Origin of the sequence: Mycolicibacterium novocastrense (assembly GCF_001499835.1) — a bacterium.
GTDB classification, from domain to species: Bacteria; Actinomycetota; Actinomycetes; order Mycobacteriales; family Mycobacteriaceae; genus Mycobacterium; species Mycobacterium novocastrense.
In genome coordinates this window covers 166,425-190,508 of record NZ_LQIH01000012.1, presented here as the reverse complement: position 1 = coordinate 190,508, position 24,084 = coordinate 166,425, and the positions used below count along the sequence as shown (strand labels likewise).

The 24,084-nt window shown below is 68.1% G+C and carries 20 protein-coding genes; 7 read left to right on the top strand and 13 right to left on the bottom strand.

Annotated features, from left to right (window positions below; all coding sequences use genetic code 11):
* Positions 1–20: 20 nt before the first annotated feature.
* Positions 21–1,244, bottom strand: coding sequence for an alpha/beta hydrolase (locus AU072_RS11240; RefSeq protein ID WP_064413853.1), 1,224 nt, complete (start codon positions 1,242–1,244; stop codon positions 21–23).
* A 151-nt stretch (positions 1,245–1,395) separates the two neighbouring features.
* On the opposite strand from AU072_RS11240, the gene AU072_RS11235 reads away from it, so the two are divergent.
* The gene (locus AU072_RS11235) at positions 1,396–3,564 is read left to right on the top strand and encodes an acyl-CoA dehydrogenase family protein (RefSeq protein ID WP_064413852.1); all 2,169 of its coding nucleotides are present in this window, start codon (positions 1,396–1,398) and stop codon (positions 3,562–3,564) included.
* On the opposite strand, the gene AU072_RS11230 is transcribed toward AU072_RS11235, so the two are convergent.
* Genes AU072_RS11230 through AU072_RS11215 form a run of 4 tightly spaced genes read right to left on the bottom strand, consistent with a single transcriptional unit; the run spans position 3,565 to position 5,401 of the window.
* The gene (locus tag AU072_RS11230; protein ID WP_064413851.1) at positions 3,565–3,999 is read right to left on the bottom strand and encodes a hypothetical protein; all 435 of its coding nucleotides are present in this window, start codon (positions 3,997–3,999) and stop codon (positions 3,565–3,567) included.
* Complete coding sequence (locus tag AU072_RS11225; protein ID WP_064413850.1) at positions 3,996–4,634, bottom strand: helix-turn-helix transcriptional regulator; 639 nt, start codon at positions 4,632–4,634, stop codon at positions 3,996–3,998. Before AU072_RS11225 ends, AU072_RS11230 begins: the two co-directional genes overlap by 4 nt.
* Before the next feature lie 44 nt (positions 4,635–4,678).
* Positions 4,679–4,870, bottom strand: coding sequence for a ferredoxin (locus tag AU072_RS11220; protein WP_064413849.1), 192 nt, complete (start codon positions 4,868–4,870; stop codon positions 4,679–4,681).
* A gap of 42 nt (positions 4,871–4,912) precedes the next feature.
* Positions 4,913–5,401, bottom strand: a complete 489-nt coding sequence (locus tag AU072_RS11215) for a hemerythrin domain-containing protein (protein ID WP_064414026.1) — start codon at positions 5,399–5,401, stop codon at positions 4,913–4,915.
* A 99-nt stretch (positions 5,402–5,500) separates the two neighbouring features.
* On the opposite strand from AU072_RS11215, the gene AU072_RS11210 reads away from it, so the two are divergent.
* Entirely contained in the window at positions 5,501–6,403 is a 903-nt protein-coding gene (locus AU072_RS11210) for an alpha/beta hydrolase (protein ID WP_064413848.1), read from the top strand.
* 1 nt (position 6,404) lies between these two features.
* Here the strand turns inward: AU072_RS11210 and AU072_RS11205 are convergent, their stop codons facing one another.
* From AU072_RS11205 to AU072_RS11195, 3 genes are all read right to left on the bottom strand, one after another.
* Complete coding sequence (locus AU072_RS11205) at positions 6,405–7,709, bottom strand: amidohydrolase family protein (RefSeq protein WP_064413847.1); 1,305 nt, start codon at positions 7,707–7,709, stop codon at positions 6,405–6,407.
* On the bottom strand, positions 7,703–8,809 hold the full coding sequence (locus AU072_RS11200; RefSeq protein ID WP_064413846.1) for a CoA transferase: 1,107 nt from the start codon (positions 8,807–8,809) through the stop codon (positions 7,703–7,705). The genes AU072_RS11205 and AU072_RS11200 overlap by 7 nt, the downstream gene beginning before the upstream one ends.
* A 65-nt stretch (positions 8,810–8,874) precedes the next feature.
* On the bottom strand, positions 8,875–9,867 hold the full coding sequence (locus AU072_RS11195; RefSeq protein ID WP_174523721.1) for a MaoC family dehydratase: 993 nt from the start codon (positions 9,865–9,867) through the stop codon (positions 8,875–8,877).
* Positions 9,868–9,898: 31 nt separating this feature from the next.
* Between AU072_RS11195 and AU072_RS11190 the strand changes: the two genes are divergently transcribed.
* Both AU072_RS11190 and AU072_RS11185 read left to right on the top strand, forming a co-directional pair.
* Positions 9,899–11,047, top strand: a complete 1,149-nt coding sequence (locus AU072_RS11190) for an acyl-CoA dehydrogenase family protein (RefSeq protein ID WP_064413844.1) — start codon at positions 9,899–9,901, stop codon at positions 11,045–11,047.
* Between the two features lie 3 nt (positions 11,048–11,050).
* Positions 11,051–11,788, top strand: a complete 738-nt coding sequence (locus tag AU072_RS11185) for a GntR family transcriptional regulator (protein ID WP_064413843.1) — start codon at positions 11,051–11,053, stop codon at positions 11,786–11,788.
* 50 nt (positions 11,789–11,838) lie between these two features.
* On the opposite strand, the gene AU072_RS11180 is transcribed toward AU072_RS11185, so the two are convergent.
* The 5 genes from AU072_RS11180 to AU072_RS11160 form a co-directional block, all read right to left on the bottom strand.
* Positions 11,839–12,723, bottom strand: coding sequence for an enoyl-CoA hydratase/isomerase family protein (locus tag AU072_RS11180; RefSeq protein ID WP_064413842.1), 885 nt, complete (start codon positions 12,721–12,723; stop codon positions 11,839–11,841).
* On the bottom strand, positions 12,720–14,246 hold the full coding sequence (gene fadD4 / locus AU072_RS11175; RefSeq protein WP_064413841.1) for a fatty-acid--CoA ligase FadD4: 1,527 nt from the start codon (positions 14,244–14,246) through the stop codon (positions 12,720–12,722). The genes AU072_RS11180 and fadD4 overlap by 4 nt, the downstream gene beginning before the upstream one ends.
* Before the next feature lie 214 nt (positions 14,247–14,460).
* Positions 14,461–16,284 carry a phosphoenolpyruvate carboxykinase (GTP) gene (locus AU072_RS11170; protein ID WP_064413840.1) on the bottom strand — a complete coding sequence of 608 codons (1,824 nt, stop codon included), beginning with the start codon at positions 16,282–16,284 and terminating at the stop codon, positions 14,461–14,463.
* A 209-nt stretch (positions 16,285–16,493) separates the two neighbouring features.
* Positions 16,494–17,999 carry a hypothetical protein gene (locus AU072_RS11165; protein WP_064413839.1) on the bottom strand — a complete coding sequence of 502 codons (1,506 nt, stop codon included), beginning with the start codon at positions 17,997–17,999 and terminating at the stop codon, positions 16,494–16,496.
* Positions 17,996–18,943 carry a hypothetical protein gene (locus AU072_RS11160; RefSeq protein WP_407937600.1) on the bottom strand — a complete coding sequence of 316 codons (948 nt, stop codon included), beginning with the start codon at positions 18,941–18,943 and terminating at the stop codon, positions 17,996–17,998. Before AU072_RS11160 ends, AU072_RS11165 begins: the two co-directional genes overlap by 4 nt.
* Before the next feature lie 201 nt (positions 18,944–19,144).
* Here AU072_RS11160 and trmB point away from each other — a divergent pair, with 201 nt between their 5' ends.
* Genes trmB through AU072_RS11145 form a run of 3 tightly spaced genes read left to right on the top strand, consistent with a single transcriptional unit; the run spans position 19,145 to position 24,077 of the window.
* On the top strand, positions 19,145–19,927 hold the full coding sequence (gene trmB, locus AU072_RS11155; protein ID WP_064414024.1) for a tRNA (guanosine(46)-N7)-methyltransferase TrmB: 783 nt from the start codon (positions 19,145–19,147) through the stop codon (positions 19,925–19,927).
* Positions 19,924–20,634 (top strand): NYN domain-containing protein, encoded by a 711-nt coding sequence (locus AU072_RS11150; protein ID WP_064413838.1) that lies wholly within the window; start codon positions 19,924–19,926, stop codon positions 20,632–20,634. The genes trmB and AU072_RS11150 overlap by 4 nt, the downstream gene beginning before the upstream one ends.
* Before the next feature lie 50 nt (positions 20,635–20,684).
* On the top strand, positions 20,685–24,077 hold the full coding sequence (locus AU072_RS11145; RefSeq protein ID WP_064413837.1) for an MMPL family transporter: 3,393 nt from the start codon (positions 20,685–20,687) through the stop codon (positions 24,075–24,077).
* The last annotated feature ends 7 nt before the right edge of the window (positions 24,078–24,084 follow it).

Here is a 24,084-nt window from a genome sequence, read left to right as displayed (position 1 = left end):
ACCCCTCCCTCCGGAGGAGCCTATATAACCTCTTTGGCCCCGACCAGCGCCCGATTTCGATGAATCTGGTTCAGGAACAATCCTATTGCCGTGGCGGCAGATCCGGTCCTGGCGCCGTCGGTCATATCGAACGCATGCCCGGCGCCGGGCAGTTCGATGTAACTCACCACGGACCGCGACACCGCCCGCAGCCGTTCGACGAACGCACGGGCCTGCGCCACCGGAATGACACTGTCGCCGGTGCCGTGCACGATCAGGAACGGCGGTGCGTCGGGATGCGCCTGCGCGATCGGGGACGCCTTGCGATAGACACCGGGATCTCGGGCCACCTTGTGTCCGACGACGACGCGTTCCAGGAAGTCGATGAACCGCACGCGTTCGACGGTCGAGCGATCCTCCCAGCAGTAGCGTCCGTAGATCGGGACCACCGCGTCGACGGACGTGTCCGAATCGTCGGGCAGATCGGCCTGCAGCTCGGGATCGTTGGGTGTCAGGCCCGCGAGCGCCGCCAGGTGCCCGCCCGCCGAGGTGCCCGCGATCGCCACGAAGTCGCGGTCGCCGCCGAACTTGTCGACGTTGGCGCGCGCCCACGCGATCGCGGTCTTCACGTCGTGGATATGCGCCGGCCACCGGTGGTGTGGCGCCACGCGGTAGTCGATGGACAGGCAGACCCAGCCCTTCTCGGCGAGGTGGGACATCAACGCGTAACCCTGCAGGATGCGCTTGCCGTGGACCCATGCGCCGCCCGGTACGAAGATCAGCACCGGAGCGGGCTCGGCGGGTAACTCCTTGGGCCGCCACACGTCGAGCAATTGCGAAGGCCGCGGCCCGTACTGCACCGACGTGCGATAGACGTTGCGCCGGTGCTCGCGCAGCTTCCACAACGGCGGCACCGACTCGGGCGCGGGCCACTCGATCGCGAGGTCCTTGGCGTTGACGACGCCGCGCAGCGCGGCTTGGGTGACGGCGTTGGTGCTGTTGCGCTCGGCCTCTTTTTGCTCGGCGTCGCCCGGGCTAAACCACGACTTCACCGTCGATCCCAGAAAGTCCGGCGCGTGGCGGGAGCCCCAGGCGGTCACCGCGGCCAGGGTGCCCAACGGCTCCAGGTGCTTTCCGATGACGGGCAGCGAAGCCGAGGCCACGCTCATCGCCAGCATGTAGTCGGAGGGGCCGGCGTTCAGCAACCACCGCGCGCGTGTCCAGAAGGTCGGACCTGGGTACCGGGCATCCGGTCGCACCGTCATTGCGCGACTGTACCTCGGCGGTCCGTACGGACAAGACAACTTCTTGAAGTGTCTACCGTTCACATTTCGGGATGTCGGAGGCCTATACCGTGACCTGCGCAGATGGTTTAGCGTGACTTGCCGACCGTCAAATTCGAAGAGGGACTCCCACGTGAGTAAGTCAGCGCTTGCCATCACCGAAGAGCACGTCGACCTCGCCGATGCGGCGTTCGGCCAGCTCAACCGTATCAACAGCCGGGCGGCAGCCCGCTCGACGCTGGAGGGCGGCTCGTCGCACCCCGCCGAGATCTGGTCGGCCGCGGCGGGCCTGGGATGGACCGGCCTTGCGGTCGCCGAGGAATACGGCGGGTCCGGTTTCGGGCTCGCGGAGCTGGCGGTGGTGCTCGAAGCACAGGGACGCGAACTGTGCCCCGGGCCGTTTCTGCCCACCGTGGCGGCTGCCGTCGTGATCGACCGGTGTGCATCCGATTCACTTCGCGCGCAACTGCTTCCAGGTCTGGCCGGCGGCAGCACCATCGGTGCGCTCGCGGTCTCGGGCAGCGTGACAATCGGATCCGATCTGGTCGTGACCGGTGAGAGCCCCGCGGTGCTGGGCGCTCCCGACGCGAACCTGCTGGTCGTGGTCGCGGGTGACGACGTCGTCGTCATCGATTCCGCGGCCGAGGGCGTCACGATCACCCCGCTCGAGTCGATGGACACCTCGCGCAGCCTCGGCAAGGTCACGCTGAGCGGTGTGACGGTCGCCGAGGAGCGTCTTCTTCGCGGCGCAGCCCGTAAGGCGCACACGGTCTTTCGTATCCTCGCGTCGGCCGAGGCCGTCGGCGTGAGCTGGGCCAGCATGGAGATGGCCGTCGAATACGCCAAGGTCCGTGAGCAGTTCGGCCGGACGATCGGGACATTTCAGGCCGTCAAGCACCACGCGGCCAACATGCTCGTCAACGCCGAGGTGACGACGGCCGCGACATGGGATGCCGCCCGCGCCGACGATCTGGACAGTGCGTCGTTCGCCGCCGCTGTCGCAGCGGCGCACGCCATCCGGACACAGATCTTCAACGCGCAGACCAACATTCAGTTACACGGCGGGATCGGCTTCACCTGGGAACATGACTCCCACCTGTATCTGCGACGCGCGAGAACGCTCGCGGCGCTGATGGCCGAGGCCGGCGATCCGCTGCTCGATGTCGTCGAAGCGCAGCGCAGTGGCCAGGCGCGTGGTGCGACGTTCACCCTGCCGCCGGAAGCCGAGCAGTTTCGCGAGCAGGCGCGCGAAGCGGTCGCGAAGCTGCGTTCCCTGCCCGCCGACCAACAACGCGACTTCCTCGTCGACTCCGGCTATCTGGTGCCGCACTGGCCCACACCGTGGGGGCGCGCCGCGGAGGTGCTCGAGCAGCTGGTCATCGAAGAGGAGTTCGCCGACGTCGAGCGGCCCGACCTGGGCATCACCGGCTGGGTCACGCTGACCATCGCCCAGGCGGGCACCGACGACCAGCGGGAGCGTTGGGTCGAACCCGTGCTGCGCGGCGAGGTGATGTGGTGTCAGCTGTTCTCCGAACCCGGCGCGGGTTCCGATGCCGCGGCCGTGCGCACATCGGCGAAGAAGGTCGACGGCGGCTGGCGCGTGACCGGCCAGAAGGTGTGGACCAGTCTGGCCCACCAGTGCCAGTGGGGTCTTGCCACCGTGCGCACCGACCCGGACGCACCCAAGCACGCGGGCGTGACGATGATGGCCATCGACATGAAAGCCCCTGGTGTGACGGTGAATCCGCTTCGCGGGCTGACCGGCCATGCGCACTTCAACGAGGTGTTCTTCGACGACGTCTTCGTCCCGGACGCCGATGTCGTCGGGGATGTGAACAAGGGTTGGCTGGTGGCCCGCGCGACGCTGGGCAATGAGCGCATCTCGATCGGCGGCGGTTCGGGTGGCACGACCGGGTTCACCGCGGCCGATCTGGTCAAGTTGCTCGACAACGCCTCGGCCGAGACCCGGGCGACGTACCTGCGGCGGGCCGGCGAGGTGATCGCCGAGACGCACACGTTGCGGTTGTTGAACCTGCGGCGGGTGACCCGCGCGATCGCGGGTTCGGAACCCGGGCCCGAGGGTAATGTCACCAAACTCCTGGTCGCCGAATCCGGGCAGCGGATGACCGAACTGGCGATGGAGTTGGCCGGTTCCGCGGCCGTCGTCGGACAGACCCCAACGTTGACGCTGGCCTATCTCGGTAACCGGGCGATGACGATCGCCGGCGGCACCTCCGAGATCACCCGCAACACGATCGCCGAGCGCATCCTCGGGCTGCCGCGCGACCCGTTGCTGAAATAGTCAGGCCAACAACGCGATTCCGCCGACGATCAGCGCGACCACCTTGACGAGCTCGAGCGCGACGTAACCGTAGTGGGCGCGTGACCGGCCCGTCGGTGCCTGTCCCGGCGGGGTGGCCAGCACGACGTCCGAGCGGCGGTTCAGCGCCGGACGGACCGCGACCAGTTGAGCGGCCAACGCCACGACGACGACACCGACCGCGATGACGGCAACCCCTGACGGCCGCGCAATCGCCACGGCGATGACCAGGACCACAGCCAGCGCGGCCTCGATGCTGTTGAGTGCGCGAAACACCAACCGGCCGATGCCGAGCCCGATCTGCAGGGACACCCCCGGGGCCCGAAACTTCAGCGGGGCCTCGATGAACGAGATGGCGAGCACCATGCCCAACCAGACAAAGGTGACCGCGATCGAGACGGCCTGTGCGACTGTCATTGAACTCGCCTCCTCGGCGCCATATGTGCGATACAGAGCCCTGGCTCTGCGAAGGGGGTCAACGCGTCCACGGTGATCGGCGCGTCCCAAGCGGTCAACGCGCCCTGCATGAGACCGAGATGCACGGGACAGATGATGTCGCGGCGGGTGTCCGCCAGCTCGAGAAACGGGCAATTGTGCAACCCGATCTCATCGAGATCATCGTTGCGCGAGCGCTCTTGCGGGGCGAATCCCATTGCGTCGAGGAGGTTCGTGAGGCGCTCGAAGGCCTGATCCCGGTCAATCGGCTGTTCGGCGCCGTCGGCCTCTTTCTTCGCCCAAGCGCGGCCGGCAGCGACCGCACGTCGTTGCGGGTCGCGCTGGCGCGCCAAGGCATCGGCGAGCACCCCGGCAAGCACCCGGTAGTCGCGGGGGCCGTCCGGGTCCATACCCGTTGTCGCACGGAACATCAGCGGGGGCCGACCCGGTTTCGTGCGGCTGGGCTTGATCATCTCGACCCGCCCGCGCTCGAGCAACGCCTCCAGATGAAAGCGCGCGGTGTTGGGATGGATCGACAACCGCTCGGCCACGTCGAGGACGCTCAAGGGCGTCCCCGCAGCCCTTAGCGCCGTCAGTACCTCATCGCGTCGTGTCATCGACCCTCCGAGTTCTCACAGACGTCCGAACATCGGCGCGAAGCCTAGTCCTGGCGGGTGATCGCCGCGCGCGGGCATTCGTCGACGGCCCTGGCCGCGTGCGCCTCGAACTCGGGCGGCACCGGGTCCGCGATCACCACCGCGTAGTCGTCGTCATCGAGTTCGAAAACCTCGGGCGCATACTTCACGCAGAACGCATTGCCCTCACACCGATCGCGGTCCACTACAACGCGCATGACGCCTCCTTGATTTGATCAGCGGTTCAGTTCTCATCGGCCTTACCGGGGAATCGCGCCCACACCACGGGCGTGCCTGCAGACCCATCCCTCCGGAACGAGGCCCGTCTCGGATAACCGAGACAATTCCGCGCGCGTATGCGCACTGAGATCAGTGTCGATGTGCGGGTAGACAATTGGTTCCTCTTTGGAATTGTGCTCGTGCAACTGATCGAGCAGCATGCAGCAGGCCGCCTCGATCCTGTCGGTGTCAGACGCTGCGAGCAGATCGTCCAATGTGTCCATGGCTCGCCAAATTTGGCCGTGTTCACGCATCATCACGAAGATCGGCATCACCATCCCGGCCTCACGGATCGGCGGGAACACGATGACCTCTTCGAGGTAGATGTGGCGGCGCAGCTTTTCGAGTGCCGGGGTGAGCGCTTCGGGTTCGAGGATGCCGGCGCGGAGCTTTTCCAGAAAGCCTTCCATTGCGCGGTCGATCTCGTGGTGTTCATGCTCCAGTGCGACATAGGCGGCTGATCTGTGCATCACGGGTTCTCCTACCACGAGCTGCCGTTAGTTTATACAAACCCGTTTGTATAAACAATATGGCACGCCGCTTGGCGCCGGTGACGTAATACTGGTCGGGTGCCGTTCACCGACTTCCATCCCGACCTGCGCCGCGCTGCCCGCCTCGCCCCCAAGCAGGTGATCACGCCCGCGACTCTGCCGATCGTGCGCATGGTCACCCGGCGCATGTGGCGCCGAGTCCCACGCGATGTCGATGCGCTGACCCTGCCGTCGGGAGTCGACGTCTGGCGGTACCGGCCGCCCGGAGGTACGGGAATTGGGCCCGCGCTGCTGTGGATTCACGGCGGGGGCTATCTCATCGGCCATCCCGGCCAGGACAACGAACTGTGCCGCCGGTTCGCGAGGCGCCTGGGCGTCACGGTGGCCTCCGTCGACTACCGGTTGGCGCCCGAACACGCGTACCCGGCCGCGCTGGAGGACTGCTATGCGGCGCTGAAGTGGTTGATGGCGTTGCCGTCCGTGGACTCAGGCCGTGTCGCAATCGGAGGCGCCAGCGCCGGAGGCGGATTGGCCGCCCAACTGGCGCTGCTGGCGCGCGACCGCGGCGAGGTCACGCCCTCAGCCCAACTGCTGGTCTACCCGATGCTCGACGACCGCACCGTCGATCGCCGCGAACTGGACAACCCCGGGCTTCGCCTGTGGAACAAGTCGAGTAACAAGTTCGGTTGGTCGGCCTATCTCGGCGACGCCGATCCCGCCGTGGCCGTGCCGGCTCGCCGCAACGACCTGGCGGGGTTGCCACCGGCCTGGATCGGGGTCGGAACGCTGGACCTCTTCCACGACGAGGATCTCGAGTACGCCGAACGGCTCAAGGCCGCAGGTGTGCCGTGCGACGTCGAGATCGTCGAGGGCGCGTTCCACGGCTTCGACGGCATCGTCCCGAAAGCCTCTGTTTCACAACGGTTCTTCGACAGCCAGTGCGCGATGCTGCAGCGAGCGTTGGCGCCGGCGGCCGCCTGAGTCACCCGCGCTCGAACACCACCTCGCCCGCGATCACGGTGGCGGCGACCATATCCGACGCCAGCGTCCCGAACACATCGCCGGGGGACGGCTCGAGCACCACCAGATCGCCCGGCTCCCCGGGCGCGACGGTCCGGCGCCGCACCGGATCATCCCCGGCACCGAAGAACATGCTCAGCGCTTCGGGCGCGGTGATGCGTTCGTCCGCACCGAGCACCGCGCCGCTGCCGGTCACCCGTCGCACCGCGGCACGCATCGTCGCCCACGGGTCACCCTCGCCGAACGGCATGTCGGTCGACAGCGCGACCGGCACGCCGGCGCGCAACAGCGAAGCGACGCGCCACAATTCATGGTGTTGGCCAGCGGGCACGTCATCGAGGTACTGATCGCCGCGCTCGACGACGAAGTTCGGCTGCGTCACCACGGTGACACCGCTCGCGGCGAGGGACGCGATGCCGTCGTCGGGAACGACGGAGGCATGCTCGATGCGGTCCCCCGGATGCGTTCCGGACGCCTGCAGCGCGGCGAGAGTGACGATGAGCTGCGCTGCGGTCACACAGTGCACGGCGACCGGTGCGCCCTCGTCGTGCCGTCCGGCGATCCACGAGGTGAGACCGTCGAGGTCGAGGTCGGTGTCGTGCAGGATTCGCTTACCGGGAGCTAGGACGAGCACGCGCTGCCGCAGCTCGCCGCGGCGATGGGTATCCAAAAGCCGGACCATGTCGTCGATTTCGAGGTCCGGGGTGGCGTCGGTGACGCCGGTGACGCCCAGACCGCTGAGCCGTTCGCTGACCTCACCCAGACCGGTTTCGTTGCGCTGCAGGGCATCCGACCACGAGGTGTCGGCGCTGAGCAAGCGCCCGTCGGGGTGCTCCGCCAGTCCCACGTGTGCCAGTCCCGCCGAGTTCAGTGTCCACAGCACACCGCTGCGGTGTTGCACTCGGACCGGAAGTGCGGGCGCCACCTCGTCGAGCACGGTGCGGTCGAGGTGGCCGGCCACCGCCTCGTGATAACCCACGGCCCGTACCCAGCCGTCGGGGCCGGGGTCCGCGTTCGCCAGCGCGCGGGCCAGCTGCGCCCGGTTGCGCACCTCGGCCGGGCCGACCCGCACCGACCGCAAAGCCGCTGCGGCGGAGCGCAGATGGACATGGTGATCGTGAAGTCCCGGTATGACGGTCCGACCGGCGGCGTCGTAGACCGGCTCGCCGTGAAGAGGCGTCAGCGTCGGCTCGACGGCGGTGATGTGTTCCGCGACCCGGATGTCGACGGCGGTGCCGTCGAGCAGGGTGGCCCGCTGGATCAGCAAGACGCGAGCCGTCGCTGCTCGATCAGCCGCTCCACTTCCTCGTTGTCCGCCCCCAGCGGCGACGCGGCGGCCGACAGATGCGGTGCAGCGGCACAGGGGGATTGGTCATCCCGCGGTAACTCCGCGTAGGTGGCGGCGACGGCGGCCATCGACATCTCGATCAGTTCGCCTCCCCCGCTGCGCAACGACTGCGCGACGGCCAGCGCCGCCTCGAGACCGGTCAGCGGGTCGGCGATCGCATCGCCGCAGAACTCCGGCTCGTCGGGCTCGCCCCCGACCAGGCCGCCCGACACGGCGGCGTCGTCGCCGAACGCAACCCAGTTCTCGCGGCCGCCGTCCGTACCGTGACCGGTGACCCGTAGCCACACCCGGCCGTCTCGCGGCGTCACGTCGGTCGGGGCGAGACCGCGGCGAACCAACGCCGCCGGCCGCGACGACTCGATCACGACGTCCGCGGCGGCCAGCAGCGCACGCAGACCGGAGGGCTCATCGAAATCGACGCTGTAGGACAGCTTTCCGGCATTCATCCAGTCGAAGAACGATTGCGGGCCGTGGCGGGCGCCGTCGGGCCGTGCGGCGCTCTCGACCTTGACGACGGTCGCGCCCGCCGACGCGAGCAACCGTCCACACAGCGGTCCTGCCCACAACGCCGACAGGTCCGCGACCAGGAGGCTCTCTGGACCCCGCGTCGCGGTGGCGGCGCCGAACGGGTACACCCGCGGGGCCTCAGCAGGGGTCTCGCCGAGGCCCGCGGCCGGCAGGCCGAGCAGCCGGGCGCGCTCCGTCATGTCGGCACAGTCGTTTTCGGCGACCCAGCCCTGCACGGCCGGCCACGGATCGTCGACCTCATCGGCCGAGATCAGCGCCGGAACCGCGGCGATGTCGTCGGGTCTCGCCAACGTGAGGGCACACCAGCCGTCACGGCTGCGCATCAGGCGTGTTGCGCCGCCCGCCGACACCTGACCGGCCGGCGAGCGGCCCAGCAGCGCGGCACGCCCGCCGATCAACTCGGCGGCGTCGACCCGCACGCCGGTGAAGGTTTCGAAGGCGTCAGCGACCCGCCCGGCCCGGTCGAGCACGGCGGTGGGGACAGTCAACATCGTCGACGTCACGCCCCCATTGTCGGCTTACTTCGCACGCGTGCGCCGCCCGGGGTGGGGGCGGCTCAGAATTGCAGCGCGGTGAAGCGCCAATCAAGCACGCTGCGGTCCTGCGCATCGACCGCGTACACCAGCGAGCGCACCGTCAGAACGCCGCCGCGACCGTCCGCAAGCGGCTCGGCCTTCTCGATGTGCACCTCGCTGTAGAGCGTGTCCCCTTCGTACACCGGCCCGGTGTGGTCGCAGGACTGCCAACCGAGGACGGTCACCAAGTTGGGCAACACCCGCGTCACCTGGGCCAGCGCCAGCCCGATGGTGTGGCCGCCGTAGACCAGCCGCCGGTTGTTGACCCGCCAGTCGTGGTGTGTCGCAGCGATGTTCAACGTCAACCGGGCCAGCTCGGGTGCGCTGCTCACCACGTCGGCGGTGCTGTGCAGCACCGTTCCCGCGAGTTCCGGGTCGAAGTGGGCCCCCGGCACCTTCGCGCGGTACGCCTCGGCGTCCCAGTCCGCGGTCGGATCGGGTACGGGCGGGGTCTCGGCGCCGATCGTCGACAGGTCGTCGGCGTGCCCGGTGTCACCGGCGCCGTCGCGCAGCGGCAGCATCGCGCAGCGGTGAAAGTCGAGCACCAGGCGGCCGAGGTCGTCGACGGTGGTCATCCGCAGTGCGGCCAATCCGGTCCGCGCCCTGCCGGGCTTGGTGGAGTTCTCCTTGAGCCCGACCACTTCGGTGCGGGTGAACAGGGTGTCGCCGATGACGGGGAACCGGTGAAACCCCAGGCCGCGGTAGAACAGGTTGGCCTTCACCCGCTGGGTGGCCAGGGTGGTCTGACCGATCGCCACGTCGCAGACCAGGGCCGGATGCGCCAACGGACCGGTCGCACCGGTGACCGCGGTCGCCAGCTCGCCGTCGAGTGCCAGCCGAAGACGATCGCCGACGATCGACTGGTGCACGGCGGCCGCACCCGAGGTCAACGTCATCGGCGGCGCGGTGTCGAAAACCTGCCCGACGCGCAGATCGTCGAAGTACGGGCCGCTCACGGGTGCCCACTCTGGCATTGGGCCGCACAAAGTGTCAATATAGCCGTACATGAACGAGGAAGAGACGATGCTGGTCGCCACCGTGCGGGCCTTCATCGACCGCGAGGTCAAACCGCGAGTACGCGACGTCGAACACGCCAACGAATATCCCGAGGCGTGGATCGAGCAGATGAAGCAGATCGGCATCTACGGTCTGGCGATCCCCGAGGAATACGGCGGTTCGCCGGTGTCGATGCCCTGCTACGTCGAGGTGACCCAGGAGCTGTCCCGAGGCTGGATGAGCCTGGCCGGGGCGATGGGCGGGCACACCGTCGTCGCCAAGCTCCTGGTGCTGTTCGGCACCGAGGAGCAGAAGCGCCGCTATCTGCCTGCGATGGCGACGGGCGAGATCCGCGCGACGATGGCGTTGACCGAACCCGGCGGTGGTTCGGATCTGCAGAACATGTCGACGACGGCGCTGCCGTCCGAAGGCGACGGCCTGACCATCAACGGGGCGAAGACCTGGATCTCGAATGCGCGGCGATCCGGACTGATCGCGCTGTTGTGCAAGACCGATCCGGCCGCGACTCCGCGCCACAAGGGAATCTCGGTGGTGCTCGTCGAACAGGGCATGACGGGGCTGTCGGTGTCGCGTGATCTGCCCAAGCTCGGGTACAAGGGCGTCGAATCGTGTGAGCTGATCTTCGAGGACTGCCGCGTGCCCGCGTCGGCGATCCTCGGCGGAGAACCGGGTAAGGGCTTCGCCCAGATGATGAAAGGCCTTGAGACGGGCCGTATCCAGGTCGCGTCGCGGGCGCTCGGCGTGGCGACGGCCGCGTTGGAGGATTCGCTTCGGTACGCGCAGGAGCGCGAGAGCTTCGGGCAGCCGATCTGGAAGCACCAGTCGATCGGCAACTACCTGGCCGACATGGCCACCAAGCTCACCGCCGCCCGCCAGTTGACGCGCTACGCCGCCGAGCGCTACGACAGCGGCGAGCGCTGCGACATGGAGGCCGGGATGGCGAAGTTGTTCGCCTCCGAGGTCGCGATGGAGATCGCGCTCAACGCGGTCCGCATTCACGGCGGGTACGGCTATTCCACGGAGTACGACGTCGAAAGATATTTCCGCGACGCGCCGTTGATGATCGTCGGCGAGGGCACCAACGAGATCCAGCGCAACGTGATCGCCTCGCAGTTGGTGTCACGAGGTGGCCTGTAGGCGATGAGGTCCGCGCCGGCGTACCAGACCCTGCGCGACCAGTTGCGCGAGCAGATCGCGGCCGGTTGCTACCGCGACGGGACCCGGCTGCCGACGGAATCGGAACTCGTTGCCGCGCATGGTCTGTCGCGCCAGACCGTGCGCCGGGCGTTTCAGGACCTGGTGGCCGAGGGTGTGGTGTACCGGGTGCCGGGCCGCGGTACGTACGCCAGCGGTTCGGGGCGACGCTATCTGCGCCAGTTCGGCTCGATCGACGACCTGATGAGCCTGTCCGACGACACCACGATGGAGGTGCTGCGCGGACTGCGGCGCCGGGTCGACGTCGAAGCCGCCAGCAGGCTGCGACTCGACGACGACATCGTGTACACGGTGGTGTTCCGGCGGTTGCACGGCACCGACCCCGGGGTGCCGTTCGTGCTGACCACGGTGCATCTGGCGCCGACGGTGGCAGCGGCGGTGGCGGACTCACCGGAGTTGACCGACGGGGCGGTCGGCACCCAGACCGTCATCGGACTGCTCGAGCCGCATCTGAGTGAACCGATTGTCGAGGCCGCACAATCGATCACGGTCGCTCCCGCCGACGGTGAGGTCGCGGACGCGGTGCGGTGCGAACCCGGTCATCCGATGCTGCGTGTCGACCGGTTGTACTCGGATGCAGAACGCCGGCCGGTCGAACTGTCGGTCAGCCATTTCCTGCCCGAGCAGTACACCTACCGGGTGACGTTGCGCCGCTCGGGTTGACGTGACTTCGGTGTCCTAACAGTCGCGCAGCGATCGTTTCAGCACCCAAATCACACGATGGCGTCGATCAGCCCCCACCGCAGCGCCGTCGGCGGATCGATGGTGCGGCCCGACAACACCAGATAGGCCGTGCGCCAGCGGCCGATCCGACGGGTGATGCTCACCGTGCCGCCGGCACCGGGGATCAGCCCGAGAGTCAGTTCCGGCAGCCCGAAGACGGCGTTCGGGCTCGACTCGATGTGCCCGCAGAACGCCGCCATCTCCAATCCGCTGCCGAGTACTTGACCGTGGACCCGCGCACGGCAGCGCTTGCCGAGGCGGTCAGTCAACTCGGCCAGCACCAGCGCGGGGCTGTAGCGGGTGCGGGCAAAATGTGCGCTTGCGGGATCGACGAAGCTACCGAACTCGGCGAGATCACCGCCGCTGCAGAACGACGGCCCGTTGCCGGACAGGATCACCTCGGTGACCGACGGGTCGACCCGCGCGACCTCCAGCGCCTCCAGAAGTGCGCCGCGGGCGTCGGTGGAGAACGCGTTGTGCCGCCGCACCCGGTTGAACCGCACATGGACGGTGTCGTCGATACGTTCGGCCACAACGGGATCGGGGATCTCGGGAACCTGCGAGGGTCCGCGCTCCTCGAGCCAGCGTGCGAACTCCGGCCCCGACTGCAGCGTGGAATACGCCAGCGATTCGGTGATGACGCCGGCGACGGTGGGGGCGGTGGGGTCGACGGCGCGAAGGACGTCGTCGCAGATGCCCGCGGCATGCGGCCACTGGGTGCACCGCTGCGTCACTTCGGCGAGGGCATCGGCCACAGACGCGACCGTGATGACCCGACGGTCGTCGGAGTCATGTTCGGACAGGGTGAATGTGGCTTCATCGGTGGGCGATTCGATCGCCACGATGATGCCCGAGGGCAATTCGACGTGGGTCACGAGTACTTCTTGACCAGCTCCTGCTTGAGCATCTTACCGGTCTCCGTACGGGGCAGTTGTGCCTCGAACGAGATCGACCGCGGACACTTGTAGTGGGCCAGGCGTTCCCGCAGCCACTCGAGCAGTTCCTCGGCGAACTCGTCGGTCGCGTCTGCGGGGTCGACGGTCTGCACCACACCCTTCACGCGCTGGCCCATCTCGTCGTCGTCCACTCCGAACACCGCCGCGTCCAACACCTTCGGATGGGTGATCAACAGGTTCTCGGCTTCCTGCGGATAGATGTTCACCCCACCGGAAATGATCATGTGGTGTTTGCGGTCCGTGAGGAACATGTAGCCGTCCTCGTCGAGATAGCCCACGTCGCCGACCGTTACCCACCCGTGCCTCTCACGCGACTCGGCCGTCTTCACCGGATCGTTGTGGTAGACGAAACTCATTGGGCCCATGTCGAAGTAGATCTGCCCGGGCTGTCCCGGCGGCAGTTCCTCGCCGTCCTCACCGAGCACATGCGCCTCACCCAGCAGCGGCTTGCCCACCGAGCCCGGGTGGTTGAGCCAGTCCTCGGCGGTGATGAAGGTGATGCCCGCACCCTCGGAGGACGAGTAGTACTCGTCGATGACCGGACCCCACCAGTCGATCATCTGCTTCTTGATGTCGACCGGACAGGGCGCGGCGGCATGCACGACTCGGCGGATCGACGAGAGGTCATACGATTCGCGGATATCAGCCGGGAGTTTGAGCATTCGGACGAACATCGCGGGCACGAACTGCCCGCTGGTGACCCCGTACTTCTGGATGGCTATCAGCGCCTCCTCGGGCTCGAACTTCCCCATGATCACCGTGGTGGCCCCCATGGCCTGCGCGGACATCGTCCACATACACGGCGCGGTGTGGTACAGCGGCGCCGGGCTGAGATACACCGAATCACTGTCCATTTGGATGGCCATCAGCAGGGCGGACAGCATGTTGCCGGCCTGCGCGGGGGAAACATGGGGCAACTCGCGGCGAATCCCTTTGGGGCGTCCGGTGGTTCCGGACGAGTACTGCAGTAGGTCACCCTCGATCTCGTCGGGGATGGGGGTTTCCGGATGATCCGCAACGCACTGCGGGTAACGCTGCCAGCCATCGAGGTCGTCGTCGGCGAGAAGCAGCAGATCGGGCAGTCCGTTGGGCAGGTGCTCCGCCAGCTCCTCGCAAACCTTACGCATCGCCTGTGATCCGATGATCGCCTTGGCGCCGCTGTTGTCGACGATGTAGGCCGCTTCGGCTGCGGTCAGGTGCGTGTTGATCACCGCGTAGTACAGGCCGCTGCGCCGGGCCGCCCACATCACGACGTGCAGGTGTTCGTTGTTCTCCATCAGGACGGCGACGGTGTCCCCTTCGACCAGTCCCGCCTGCCGGAAGTGGTGGGCCAACCGGTTGGCGCGCGCCTCGAGCTCGGCGAACGTCACCGTGATGCCACTGGGATGCATGATGACGGCGGGCTTGTCGGGCGTGGCCTCGGCATGTTCGCGGATCTGCATGGGGTGACTCTACGATGCGCCGAGTTGACAGGTGTCAAGTGGTGTCGGTTTCCGATGCCGGCGTGCTCGCGAGGTCCCGCATCACGGCGAGTGAACCGGGTTCCAACGGTCCGAGAGCCCCCGACGACACTTGAGCACGCTCACAGTGCGGTGAGCGTGCTCAAAGTGTCGTATTTGCGCGGCGTGTTGTGTGCAAACACGCACGCTCGCGGGGTTATTCGGCGTCGAGGCGGTGCTTGAGCGCGTCGAACTCGTCCTTGATACCGGTCGGCAGCTTCTCGCCGACGAACTCGAACCACTCCTCGATGAGCGGCAGCTCCTGGCGCCACTCGTCGACGTTCACCTCGAGCGCGGCGTTCACGTCGGCGGCATCGACATCCAACCCGTTCAGGTCGAGATCCTCGGCCGTGGGCACGGTGCCGATCGGTGTGGTGCGGCCGCCGGCCTTCTGCTCGATGCGGTCGATGATCCACTTCATCACGCGGCTGTTCTCACCGAAGCCCGGCCACAGGAAGCGGCCGTCGTCGCCGCGGCGGAACCAGTTAACAAAGAAGATCTTCGGCATCTTCGACTCGTCGGACTGCTTGCCGATGTCGATCCAGTGCGCGAAGTAGTCACCGACGTTGTAACCCAGGAACGGCAGCATGGCCATCGGGTCGCGGCGGACGGTGCCGACCTTGCCCTCGGCGGCCGCGGTCTGCTCGGAGCCCATCGTGGCACCGATGAACACGCCGTGCTGCCAATCGCGGGCCTGTGTCACCAGCGGCACCGTCGTCTTGCGGCGGGCGCCGAACAGGATCGCCGAAATCGGCACACCCTGCGGGTCGTCCCACTCGGGCGCGAGCGTGGGGCACTGCGACATCGGGGTGCAGTAGCGCGAGTTGGGATGCGCGGCCTTCTCCTCCGAGTCCGGTGTCCACTCGCGGCCCTTCCAGTCGGTGAGGTTCTGCGGCTCGCCCTCGAGGCCCTCCCACCACACGTCGTTGTCACTGGTCAGCGCGACGTTGGTGAACACCGTGTTGCCGGCCTCGATGGTCTTCATCGCGTTCGGGTTCGACGACCAGTTGGTGCCCGGCGCGACGCCGAAGAAGCCGAACTCGGGGTTGACGGCGTACAGGCGGCCGTCCTTGCCGAAGCGCATCCAGGCGATGTCGTCGCCGATGGTCTCGGCGCGCCAGCCCGGGATCGTGGGCTGCAGCATCGCGAGGTTGGTCTTACCGCACGCCGACGGGAACGCCGCGGCGACGAAGTAGGCCTTGTTCTCCGGGGAGATCAGCTTGAGGATCAGCATGTGCTCTGCGAGCCAGCCCTCGTCGTGAGCCATCGCCGAGGCGATGCGCAGCGAGTAGCACTTCTTGCCCAGCAGCGCGTTGCCGCCGTAACCGGAGCCGAAGCTCCAGATCTCGCGGGTCTCCGGGAAGTGGGTGATGTACTTCGTGTCGTTGCACGGCCAGGGCACGTCCTTCTGGCCGGGCTCCAGGGGCGCGCCGATCGAGTGCAGCGCCTTGACGAAGAAACCGTCGGTGCCCATCTTGTCGAGCGCGGCCTTGCCCATGCGGGTCATCGTCCGCATCGACACGACGACGTACTCGGAGTCGGTGATCTCGACGCCCAGCTTCGGGTCCTCGGCGCCCAGCGGGCCCATGCAGAAGGGAACGACGTACATGGTGCGGCCGCGCATACACCCGCGGTAGAGGTCCGTCATGATGCCGCGCATCTCCGACGGATCCATCCAGTTGTTGGTCGGGCCGGCGTCGATCTCTTTCTCGGTGCAGATGAAGGTGCGTGACTCCACACGGGCCACGTCGGACGGGTCGGACAGCGCGAGGTACGAGTTCGGCTTCTTCTTCTCGTCGAGCTTGGTGAAGGTGCCCGCCGCCACCAGCTGCTCGCACAGCCGGGCGTTCTCTTCGTCAGATCCGTCGGTGAAAACCACGCGGTCGGGCTGCGTCAGCTCGGCGACCTCTTGAACCCAAGCGAGCAGACCCTTGTGCTTCGTCGGTGCGGTGTCCAAACCCGGGATGGTCGCTGCGGTCATGAAAAATCTCCTGTGTCTGTTGCTGCCAGGACCCAAGGCTCCGTGTGCGCCACCCAGACAGGGACAGGCAGCGCTGCGGTCTCCTATACCGAGGTTATCGCGGGTGAGAAGCCCGCGGTGAATCGGGAGTGTGTCCGATCACTCACAGGAACGATTCAGATAGCTGTTTCACAGGTATTTTCCGATCGAACGCCGCGACTTGACGCGTGTCAACCCGGAAAGCGATCACCCTCGGTCGGCTGAGGGTCGTCAGCGGAGACCCTCGGCGAGTTCACCCGCCCGTACAACTCCGCGCGTACGGCGTCCAGCGCCCGCTGCAGCGACGGCAGCCTGCGGTCGCGTTCGGCGGCGGCTCGTGCGGTCTCGAGCGCGTGCTGGCGCAGTTCGGCATCGATCGCGGTGATCCGTTCCGCGGCGCTGGCGGCGTCCCGTTCATCCCGGGCGGCCAACTCCGACGCCAGCGCACTCTCGGCGGCCAGCACCCGCGTCGCCACACGTTCGTCGAGCGCGGCCTTGACCGCGGCGGTGACGTCGGTGAGCCAGCGGTCCAGCATCGCCCGGTCCTGCAGCACCCCACGAATGCCGACCACCCACACGGTCAACACCAGCCCCACCAGACCCCCGGCCACCAGACCGGCGACGGTCAGACCGGGCGCCAGTCCGGTGAACAAACGGGTGACGGCCAGCGCCACGCCCAGACCGAAGCCGGCGCCGAGGATCATCGTCAGCTGCCTCTCCAGCCGCCGCGACTTCAACCGCGGCGGGACGATCTCGGGGACCGTGGGCGCGTCGGACACTGTCGGAGCGGTCAATCCGACGTGAGCGGCCACCTCGGCCAAATGCGCGGTGACACCCTGGTCGACCTCCTCGACGACCTCGCCGAGTCGCCGGCGCACGCGCGACTCGAAGTCACCGAGGGCCCTGCGGCCCAGCGCCGACGCGTCCTCGGCGAGTTCGGCCCGCACCGCGGTGCAGCGGTTGCGCGCGAGATACCCCAACTGGACGCGGGCCTGTTGAATCTGGGTGCGCAGGGCGATGCTGCGTTCGGACTTCGACACCCGGCGAGTCCGCACGATGTCGTCACGACTCTCGTGCAACGCCGCCACGCGGGCGCGTCGATGGGCGCCGTCACCGTCGGCGCGGTACTGGCGTGCCATCGATTCGAGCCGAGTCTCCCACGCCCGCAGGCGGTTTCGTCGTTCCAGCTCAGGGTCGGCCAGCCGCTGCCGCAGCAGGCCCACGAGTTCGTCGACCCGCGGCTCCCCCAGATCCGGCGCGGCGGCCGCGCCCACCCACGGCACGCTGGCGTACCGGGGCGACCGGTCGGCCAGTGCGGCACGATCGGCGGCCAGCACCTCGCGCCAGTTGCGGTGGGTGTCGATTTTCGACACCACACCGACCACGAGGTCGGTATGTCGCGAGACCAAATCGACCAGCTCACAGTCGGATTCGGCCAGTGGTGACACCGCCGACACGACGAACACCACAGCTGCGGGGGCTTCGGCCTGCCCGAGATCCTCCGCCTCGACGAAGGTGTGCTCGGGCATCCGCTCCCGCAGCGCCGCCGCCACACTCGTCGTACCCGCCAGCCAGGGCCCCGTCACCAGCACGACATCCCGGGGGCACACCGCCGGCGGGGCCAACCCCGGTTCGACGGCCGCGACCACCGCATCGGCCGACGCGAGTTGATCGGCGCTCGTCACGTCGGCCGTCATCGGGACCGTCCCAACAGGCGAAGCGAACCCCGGCTGATGTCCGCGGCGCAGGCGCGGTGCAGCGCGTTGACCGGGCCGTTGCCGTATCGCCGCCACTGCACGGCCCGGCGCAGATGCGAATCCGCGTCGTCGCCCCGGTCGACGCTCGCCCCCGCGGCCTCGACGACATCGACTGCCGCCGTCATCACCGCGAGGACGGCATCATCGGTCACCAACAGGTCGGCCAGCCGCGAATCGTCGGATTGCGTTGCGAGCACGCGTAACTGGGTCACCGCGGTGCGCAGCCTCCGGTACCGCAGCGGCGCCCCCGCCGCATCGACGTACTCCACGACCCGGTCGACCTGGCTGAGCTTGCGCAGGTGGTTCGGCAACGATTCGAGGCTCGCGCCGCGGCCCAGCGCGAGCACCGCGTGCGCGATGCCGAACCGGTCCAGCGCAGCGAGCAACCGCTCGCGCACCTCCCGCGGCAGCCGGTGCGGCGCCTCCACGAACGCGTCGGTCGACGACAGGTCGGCGGGTTCGGTGAGCAGAGTCGCCAGCGCATCGAGCAGCTCGCCGGTCAGGTTCACGTCGGCGAGCAGCGCGACCATCGGCACCGTCGGCAGCCCGGTCAGGGCCCGACACCGGGCGGCTCGGTGATAGGCGTGCGCCATCGGCCCTGCCGCGCCGAAGCCAGCGAGGTCGGCCTTGTTCATGACGACGACGGCGAGTCCCCCTGGCTCCTCGAGAAGTGCCCGGTCCTCGGGTTTGAGCGCCTCGGCGATCACCAGCACGCCGACATCGGCGCCGTCGGATGACACGACCACGCCCGCGGCCGTCAACGCGGCGGCCACGGTCGCGCGGCCGACGCCCTCGCGGCCCCGCACCGCGACCCGCGTCGGCGCGCAGAGGCGCCTGGCGATCGCCGTCAGCCGCGGATCGCGGCGGTCTTCACAGATTTGCAGCAACGTGTCGACGAAAATCTGGTGACCTTCCCCTGTCGTGGGCGCGGGTGAACAGCACCCCCGGCCCGCCTTCGACGATCGTGACACCTCGGACGGCGTCGTGGGAGCGGCCGTGCTTGCACCTGGGGATAAGCCGCCGATACCAGTCGAAGGCAACTGTTGGGTATCAATCTGTACCACGATGCGGGTACTCCACTGTCGATGAGCGACCATGGACGAATGCATCTGCCCGGGCCCGACGTCGCCGAGGGGTCGACTTCGGGACCCGAGGCTTCCCGTCCACCGGCCGGCCCACAGCACCGCTATCCCCGCGTCACCAGCTTCCGCACGCGGCGTACCACGCTGTCGGCCGCACAGCAGGCGACATGGAATCGGCTGTGGCCCGAGATCGGCATGCAGGCGCGCGACGGTGATGTGCCCGCTCCGCTGGTCGACACCGACGCGTGGTTCGGGCGGTCGGCACCCGTGGTGGTGGAGATCGGCTGCGGGGCCGGCACCTCGACGCTCGCGATGGCCAAGGCCGAGCCGGATCTCGACGTCGTCGCGGTCGAGGTGTACCGCCGGGGGCTGGCCCAGCTGCTGTCCGGCATCGAACGCGAAGGGGTGCCCAACATCCGGCTGGTCCGCGGCGACGGCGTCGACGTGCTGCAGCACATGTTCGGACCCGGCTCGCTGACCGGTGTGCGGGTGTTCTTCCCCGACCCGTGGCCCAAGGCCCGCCACCACAAGCGCCGTCTGCTGCAGCCGGCCACCGTCGGGTTGATCGCCGACCGGCTGCGTCCCGGCGGTGTCTTCCACGCAGCGACCGACCACGCGGGGTACGCCGAGCAGATCGCCGAGGTCGGCGATGCGGAGCCGCGGCTGCGGCGGGTGAGCCCGTCGGACGCGCTTCCGATCTCCGTCGAACGGCCGGTCACCAAATACGAAGGCAAGGCGCAGCACGCCGGCAGCGCCGTCACCGAGTTGCTGTGGGAGAGGCTATGAGCCTCACCGAGGACATCGGGCACATGGAAGATGTGGCGCCTCCCGAGTCGCCGGCCCCGGCCGATGCGACGGCCCGGGTGCTGCTGGTCTGGGACGCGCCGAACCTCGACATGGGGCTCGGCTCGATCCTCGGCGGCAGGCCGACTGCCGCGCACCGGCCACGCTTCGACGCGTTGGGCCGCTGGCTGCTGACGCGCACGGCCGAGTTGTCTTCCCAACCCGAGGGAACTGCCTGTCCCGTCTCGCTCGAGCCGGAGGCCACCGTCTTCACCAACATCGCACCCGGCAGCGCCGACGTCGTCCGACCTTGGGTTGAGGCGCTGCGTAACGTGGGGTTCGCGGTCTTCGCCAAGCCGAAGATCGACGAGGACAGCGACGTCGACAGCGACATGCTGGACCACATCGCGCTGCGCCGCGGCGAGGGTCTGGCCGGGCTGGTGGTGGCTTCGGCCGACGGGCAGGCCTTCAAACAACCGTTGGAAGAGATCGCCCGCGACGGCATCCCCGTCCAGGTGCTCGGATTTCGCGAACATGCGAGCTGGGCGCTAGCGTCGGATACCTTGGAGTTCGTCGACCTGGAGGACATCCCCAATGTCTTCCGGGAGCCGTTACCGCGAATCGGCCTCGATTCGCTGCCCGAGCAGGGGGCATGGTTGCAGCCGTTCCGGCCGCTGTCCTCGCTATTGACCTCGCGGGTCAACAACTGAACCGCTCAGAGGTCGCCATCGACTTCGAGAGAATCGAGTAAGGAGCTTACGTGTTCGCCTGGTGGGGTCGAACGGTGTACCGGTATCGATACATCGTCATCGGCGTCATGGTCGCGCTCTGCCTCGGTGGCGGCATCTTCGGGATCAGCCTCGGCAACCACGTCACCCAGAGCGGCTTCTACGACGAAGGCAGCCAGTCGGTCCACGCATCGGTGGTGGCCGACGAGGCCTTCGGCCGCGACCGAACCAGCCATGTGGTGGCCATCCTCACTCCGCCCGACGGGCAGAAGGTCGACAACCCGCAATGGCAGAGCGACGTCGTCGGCGAGCTCGACAACTTCGTCAAGGATCATCCCGACCAGGTGGTGAGCTGGGTCGGCTGGCTGCGGGCGCCGGACGCCGCAAACGCGACCGTCCAGCAGATGAAGACCAGCGATCTGTCGAAGACGTTCGTGAGCATCCCCCTGCAGGGCAACACCGACGACGAGATCCTGAAGAACTACCAGGCCGTCGAATCGGACCTGCAACAGCTCAACGGCGGTCGCATCGAGTTGGCCGGCCTGAACCCGCTGGCCAGTGAACTGACCGGCAGCATCGGCGAGGACCAGCGGCGCGCCGAGGTCGCCGCCATCCCGCTGGTGTGTGTGGTGCTGTTCTTCGTCTTCGGTGGTGTCGTCGCCGCGGCGCTCCCCGGCCTCATCGGCGGTCTGACGATCGCCGGCGCGCTGGGCATCATGCGGCTGCTCGCGGAGTTCATGCCGGTGCACTTCTTCGCCCAGCCGGTGGTGACGCTGATGGGCTTGGGTATCGCGGTGGACTACGGCCTGTTCATGGTGAGCCGGTTCCGCGAGGAGATCGCCGAGGGTTACGACACCGAGGCGGCGGTCCGCCGCACCGTGATGACCTCGGGCCGCACGATCATGTTCTCCGCGGTCATCCTGGTGGCGTCGTCGGTGCCGCTGCTGCTGTTCCCGCAGGGCTTCCTGAAGTCCATCACCTACGCGATCATCGCCTCGGTCATGCTGGCCGCGATCCTGTCGGTGACGGTGCTAGCCGCGGCCCTGGCCCTGCTCGGCCCCCGCGTGGACGCGCTCGGTGTGCGCACCCTGCTGCGGTTCACCAAGCCCTATCCGGCCCCGTCACCCGCGGAGACCACCGACCGCACCAATCCGCTGGCGATCGCGTCGATCCCGCTCGGTGTGCTGGTGCCGTTCGCTGCGATCCCCGTCGGACACATCGCCAGAGCGCAGATCCGCCGGACCTACGACAAGGGCGCCAACTACGCCCTGCTGGGCCTGGTGCTCGGCTATATCGGCTCGTTCGCCTGGATCTTCGTCGGCCTGTTCGCCGCGAAGGACACCCTCGGAACGGGAATCTTCTATCTGCTGCTGGCCATCGCGATCTTCGTGGCGGGCACCATCCTGGTGCTCGCTGCCGCGAGCATGAGCCCGCTGGTTCGCAAGCCGACGGTGTGGTGGCTGAACTGGCTGGCCGAGAAGACCCAGAAGACCAAGACCCGCGCCGAGGTCGAGAAGGGCTTCTGGGGCAAGCTGGTCAACCGGGTGATGAAGCGGCCGATCGCTTTCGCCGCACCCATCGTCATCGTGATGATCCTCATGATCATCCCCCTCGGGCAGCTCTCGCTCGGCGGCATCAGCGAGAAGTACCTACCGCCGGACAACGCCGTGCGCCAGGCGCAGGAGGCCTTCGACAGGTCGTTCCCCGGTTTCCGCACCGAGCCCCTGACGCTGGTGATCGAGAACGACAACGGCGAACCCGTCACCGATCAGCAGGTCGCGGAGATCCGCAGCAAGGCGTTGACGATCCCCGGCTTCATCCAGCCCGAGGACGATCCGACCAAGATGTGGCAGCCCCGCCCCTACCAGGACGGCGGCTCGCAAGACCCCTCGGTTCGGGTGATCCAGAACGGCCTCGTGAACCGTAACGACGCGGCGAAGAAGGTCGAGGAGCTTCGCGACATCGTGCCGCCGCGCGGGTTGACGATCTCGGTCGGTGGAACCCCGGCGTTGGAGCAGGACAGCATTCACAGCCTGTTCGACAAGCTGCCGCTGATGGTGACCATCCTCATCGTCACGACGACGATCCTGATGTTCCTGGCGTTCGGATCGGTGGTGTTGCCGATCAAGGCCGCGGTGATGAGCGCGCTCACGTTGGGTTCGACGATGGGCGTGTTGACGTGGATGTTCGTCGTGGGGCACGGCTCCGGGCTGATGAACTACACACCGCAGCCGCTGATGGCGCCGATGATCGGGTTGATCATCGCGGTCATCTGGGGCCTGTCGACCGACTACGAGGTGTTCCTGGTGTCCCGCATGGTGGAGGCCCGCGAGCGCGGTCTGTCCACCGCCGAAGCCATCCGTGTCGGCACCGCGACCACGGGCCGGTTGATCACCGGTGCGGCGCTGGTTCTCGCGGTGGTTGCGGGCGCGTTCGTGTTCTCCGACCTGGTGATGATGAAGTATCTGGCGTTCGGGTTGCTGATCGCGCTGCTGCTCGACGCCACCATCGTCCGGATGTTCCTCGTGCCCGCCGTGATGAAGCTCCTCGGCGATGACTGCTGGTGGGCGCCGCGGTGGATGAAGCGCATCCAGGAGCGCATGGGCCTCGGTGAGACCGAGCTGCCCGACGAGCGCAAACGCCCCGCGGTGCGCGAGACCGTCGAGGACCCCGAGGCGCTGGTCGGTGCGGGCGCACCGGTACCGCCTCGGCCCCGCCCGCCGCACGATCCGACGCATCCGGTCTCGGGGTCGCGCCCCGGCGCCACCCGCGCCGCGGCGCCGCAGCGGGTCCCCTCGGCCTCCGGCACGACGCGCATCCCCAGCACGACCCCGCCACCCGCGGCACCGGCCGACGAACCGCAGACCACCCGGTTGTCGATCGCGAAGAACGCGGTGCGCAACGCGGTGAGCAATGCCGCGGCGACGGCACGCCAGGCCACCCGGCCACCGGCGCCGCCCGCCCCGCCCGCGTCGGCTCCGGCCCGTCCGGGCGGGGGTCGCCCGCCGCGGGAGGAGCGCGAGATCGAGTCGTGGCTGGGCGAACTGCGCGGCACCGGCACACCGCCCGCGCCACCGGCGCCCACCCCGCAACGGCCGTCGGCCGAACCCACCAGGGCGATGCCGACCGCGCCCGAAGGCAGGGAACGCCCGCGCGTTGCGCCTCCCGCGCCCGGCAACGAGCCGACCACCGCGATCCCGACACCGCGGTCGCGGCCGCCCGAGCCCGTGCGGGACCCCGCCGCGGCGCAGAATCCCGACGCGGCCGGAGATTCTGACAAGACCCAAGCCATCCCCACCCCGGGCAAGCAGGCCGACGACGCCGAGGCGGCGACCGAGAAGCTCAACACCCGCGAGGATGAGGAGCGTCAGCGCCGCGGCGGCGTCAGCGCACAGGACCTGCTGCGGCGCGAAGGCCGGCTGTAGCCGCTTT

What these genes read in the sequence shown, in the direction of transcription:
- AU072_RS11195 (WP_174523721.1), bottom strand. Translation starts at nt 9,867, where the DNA reads ATGCCAGAGTGGGCACCCGTGAGCGGCCCGTACTTCGACGATCTGCGC.
- AU072_RS11220 (WP_064413849.1), bottom strand. Translation starts at nt 4,870, where the DNA reads ATGCGCGTTGTAGTGGACCGCGATCGGTGTGAGGGCAATGCGTTCTGC.
- AU072_RS11215 (WP_064414026.1), bottom strand. Translation starts at nt 5,401, where the DNA reads ATGCACAGATCAGCCGCCTATGTCGCACTGGAGCATGAACACCACGAG.
- trmB (WP_064414024.1), top strand. Translation starts at nt 19,145, where the DNA reads ATGAGCGACCATGGACGAATGCATCTGCCCGGGCCCGACGTCGCCGAG.
- AU072_RS11165 (WP_064413839.1), bottom strand. Translation starts at nt 17,999, where the DNA reads ATGACGGCCGACGTGACGAGCGCCGATCAACTCGCGTCGGCCGATGCG.
- AU072_RS11240 (WP_064413853.1), bottom strand. Translation starts at nt 1,244, where the DNA reads ATGACGGTGCGACCGGATGCCCGGTACCCAGGTCCGACCTTCTGGACA.
- AU072_RS11190 (WP_064413844.1), top strand. Translation starts at nt 9,899, where the DNA reads ATGAACGAGGAAGAGACGATGCTGGTCGCCACCGTGCGGGCCTTCATC.
- AU072_RS11150 (WP_064413838.1), top strand. Translation starts at nt 19,924, where the DNA reads ATGAGCCTCACCGAGGACATCGGGCACATGGAAGATGTGGCGCCTCCC.
- AU072_RS11170 (WP_064413840.1), bottom strand. Translation starts at nt 16,284, where the DNA reads ATGACCGCAGCGACCATCCCGGGTTTGGACACCGCACCGACGAAGCAC.
- AU072_RS11185 (WP_064413843.1), top strand. Translation starts at nt 11,051, where the DNA reads ATGAGGTCCGCGCCGGCGTACCAGACCCTGCGCGACCAGTTGCGCGAG.
- fadD4 (WP_064413841.1), bottom strand. Translation starts at nt 14,246, where the DNA reads ATGCAGATCCGCGAACATGCCGAGGCCACGCCCGACAAGCCCGCCGTC.
- AU072_RS11225 (WP_064413850.1), bottom strand. Translation starts at nt 4,634, where the DNA reads ATGACACGACGCGATGAGGTACTGACGGCGCTAAGGGCTGCGGGGACG.
- AU072_RS11230 (WP_064413851.1), bottom strand. Translation starts at nt 3,999, where the DNA reads ATGACAGTCGCACAGGCCGTCTCGATCGCGGTCACCTTTGTCTGGTTG.
- AU072_RS11200 (WP_064413846.1), bottom strand. Translation starts at nt 8,809, where the DNA reads ATGTTGACTGTCCCCACCGCCGTGCTCGACCGGGCCGGGCGGGTCGCT.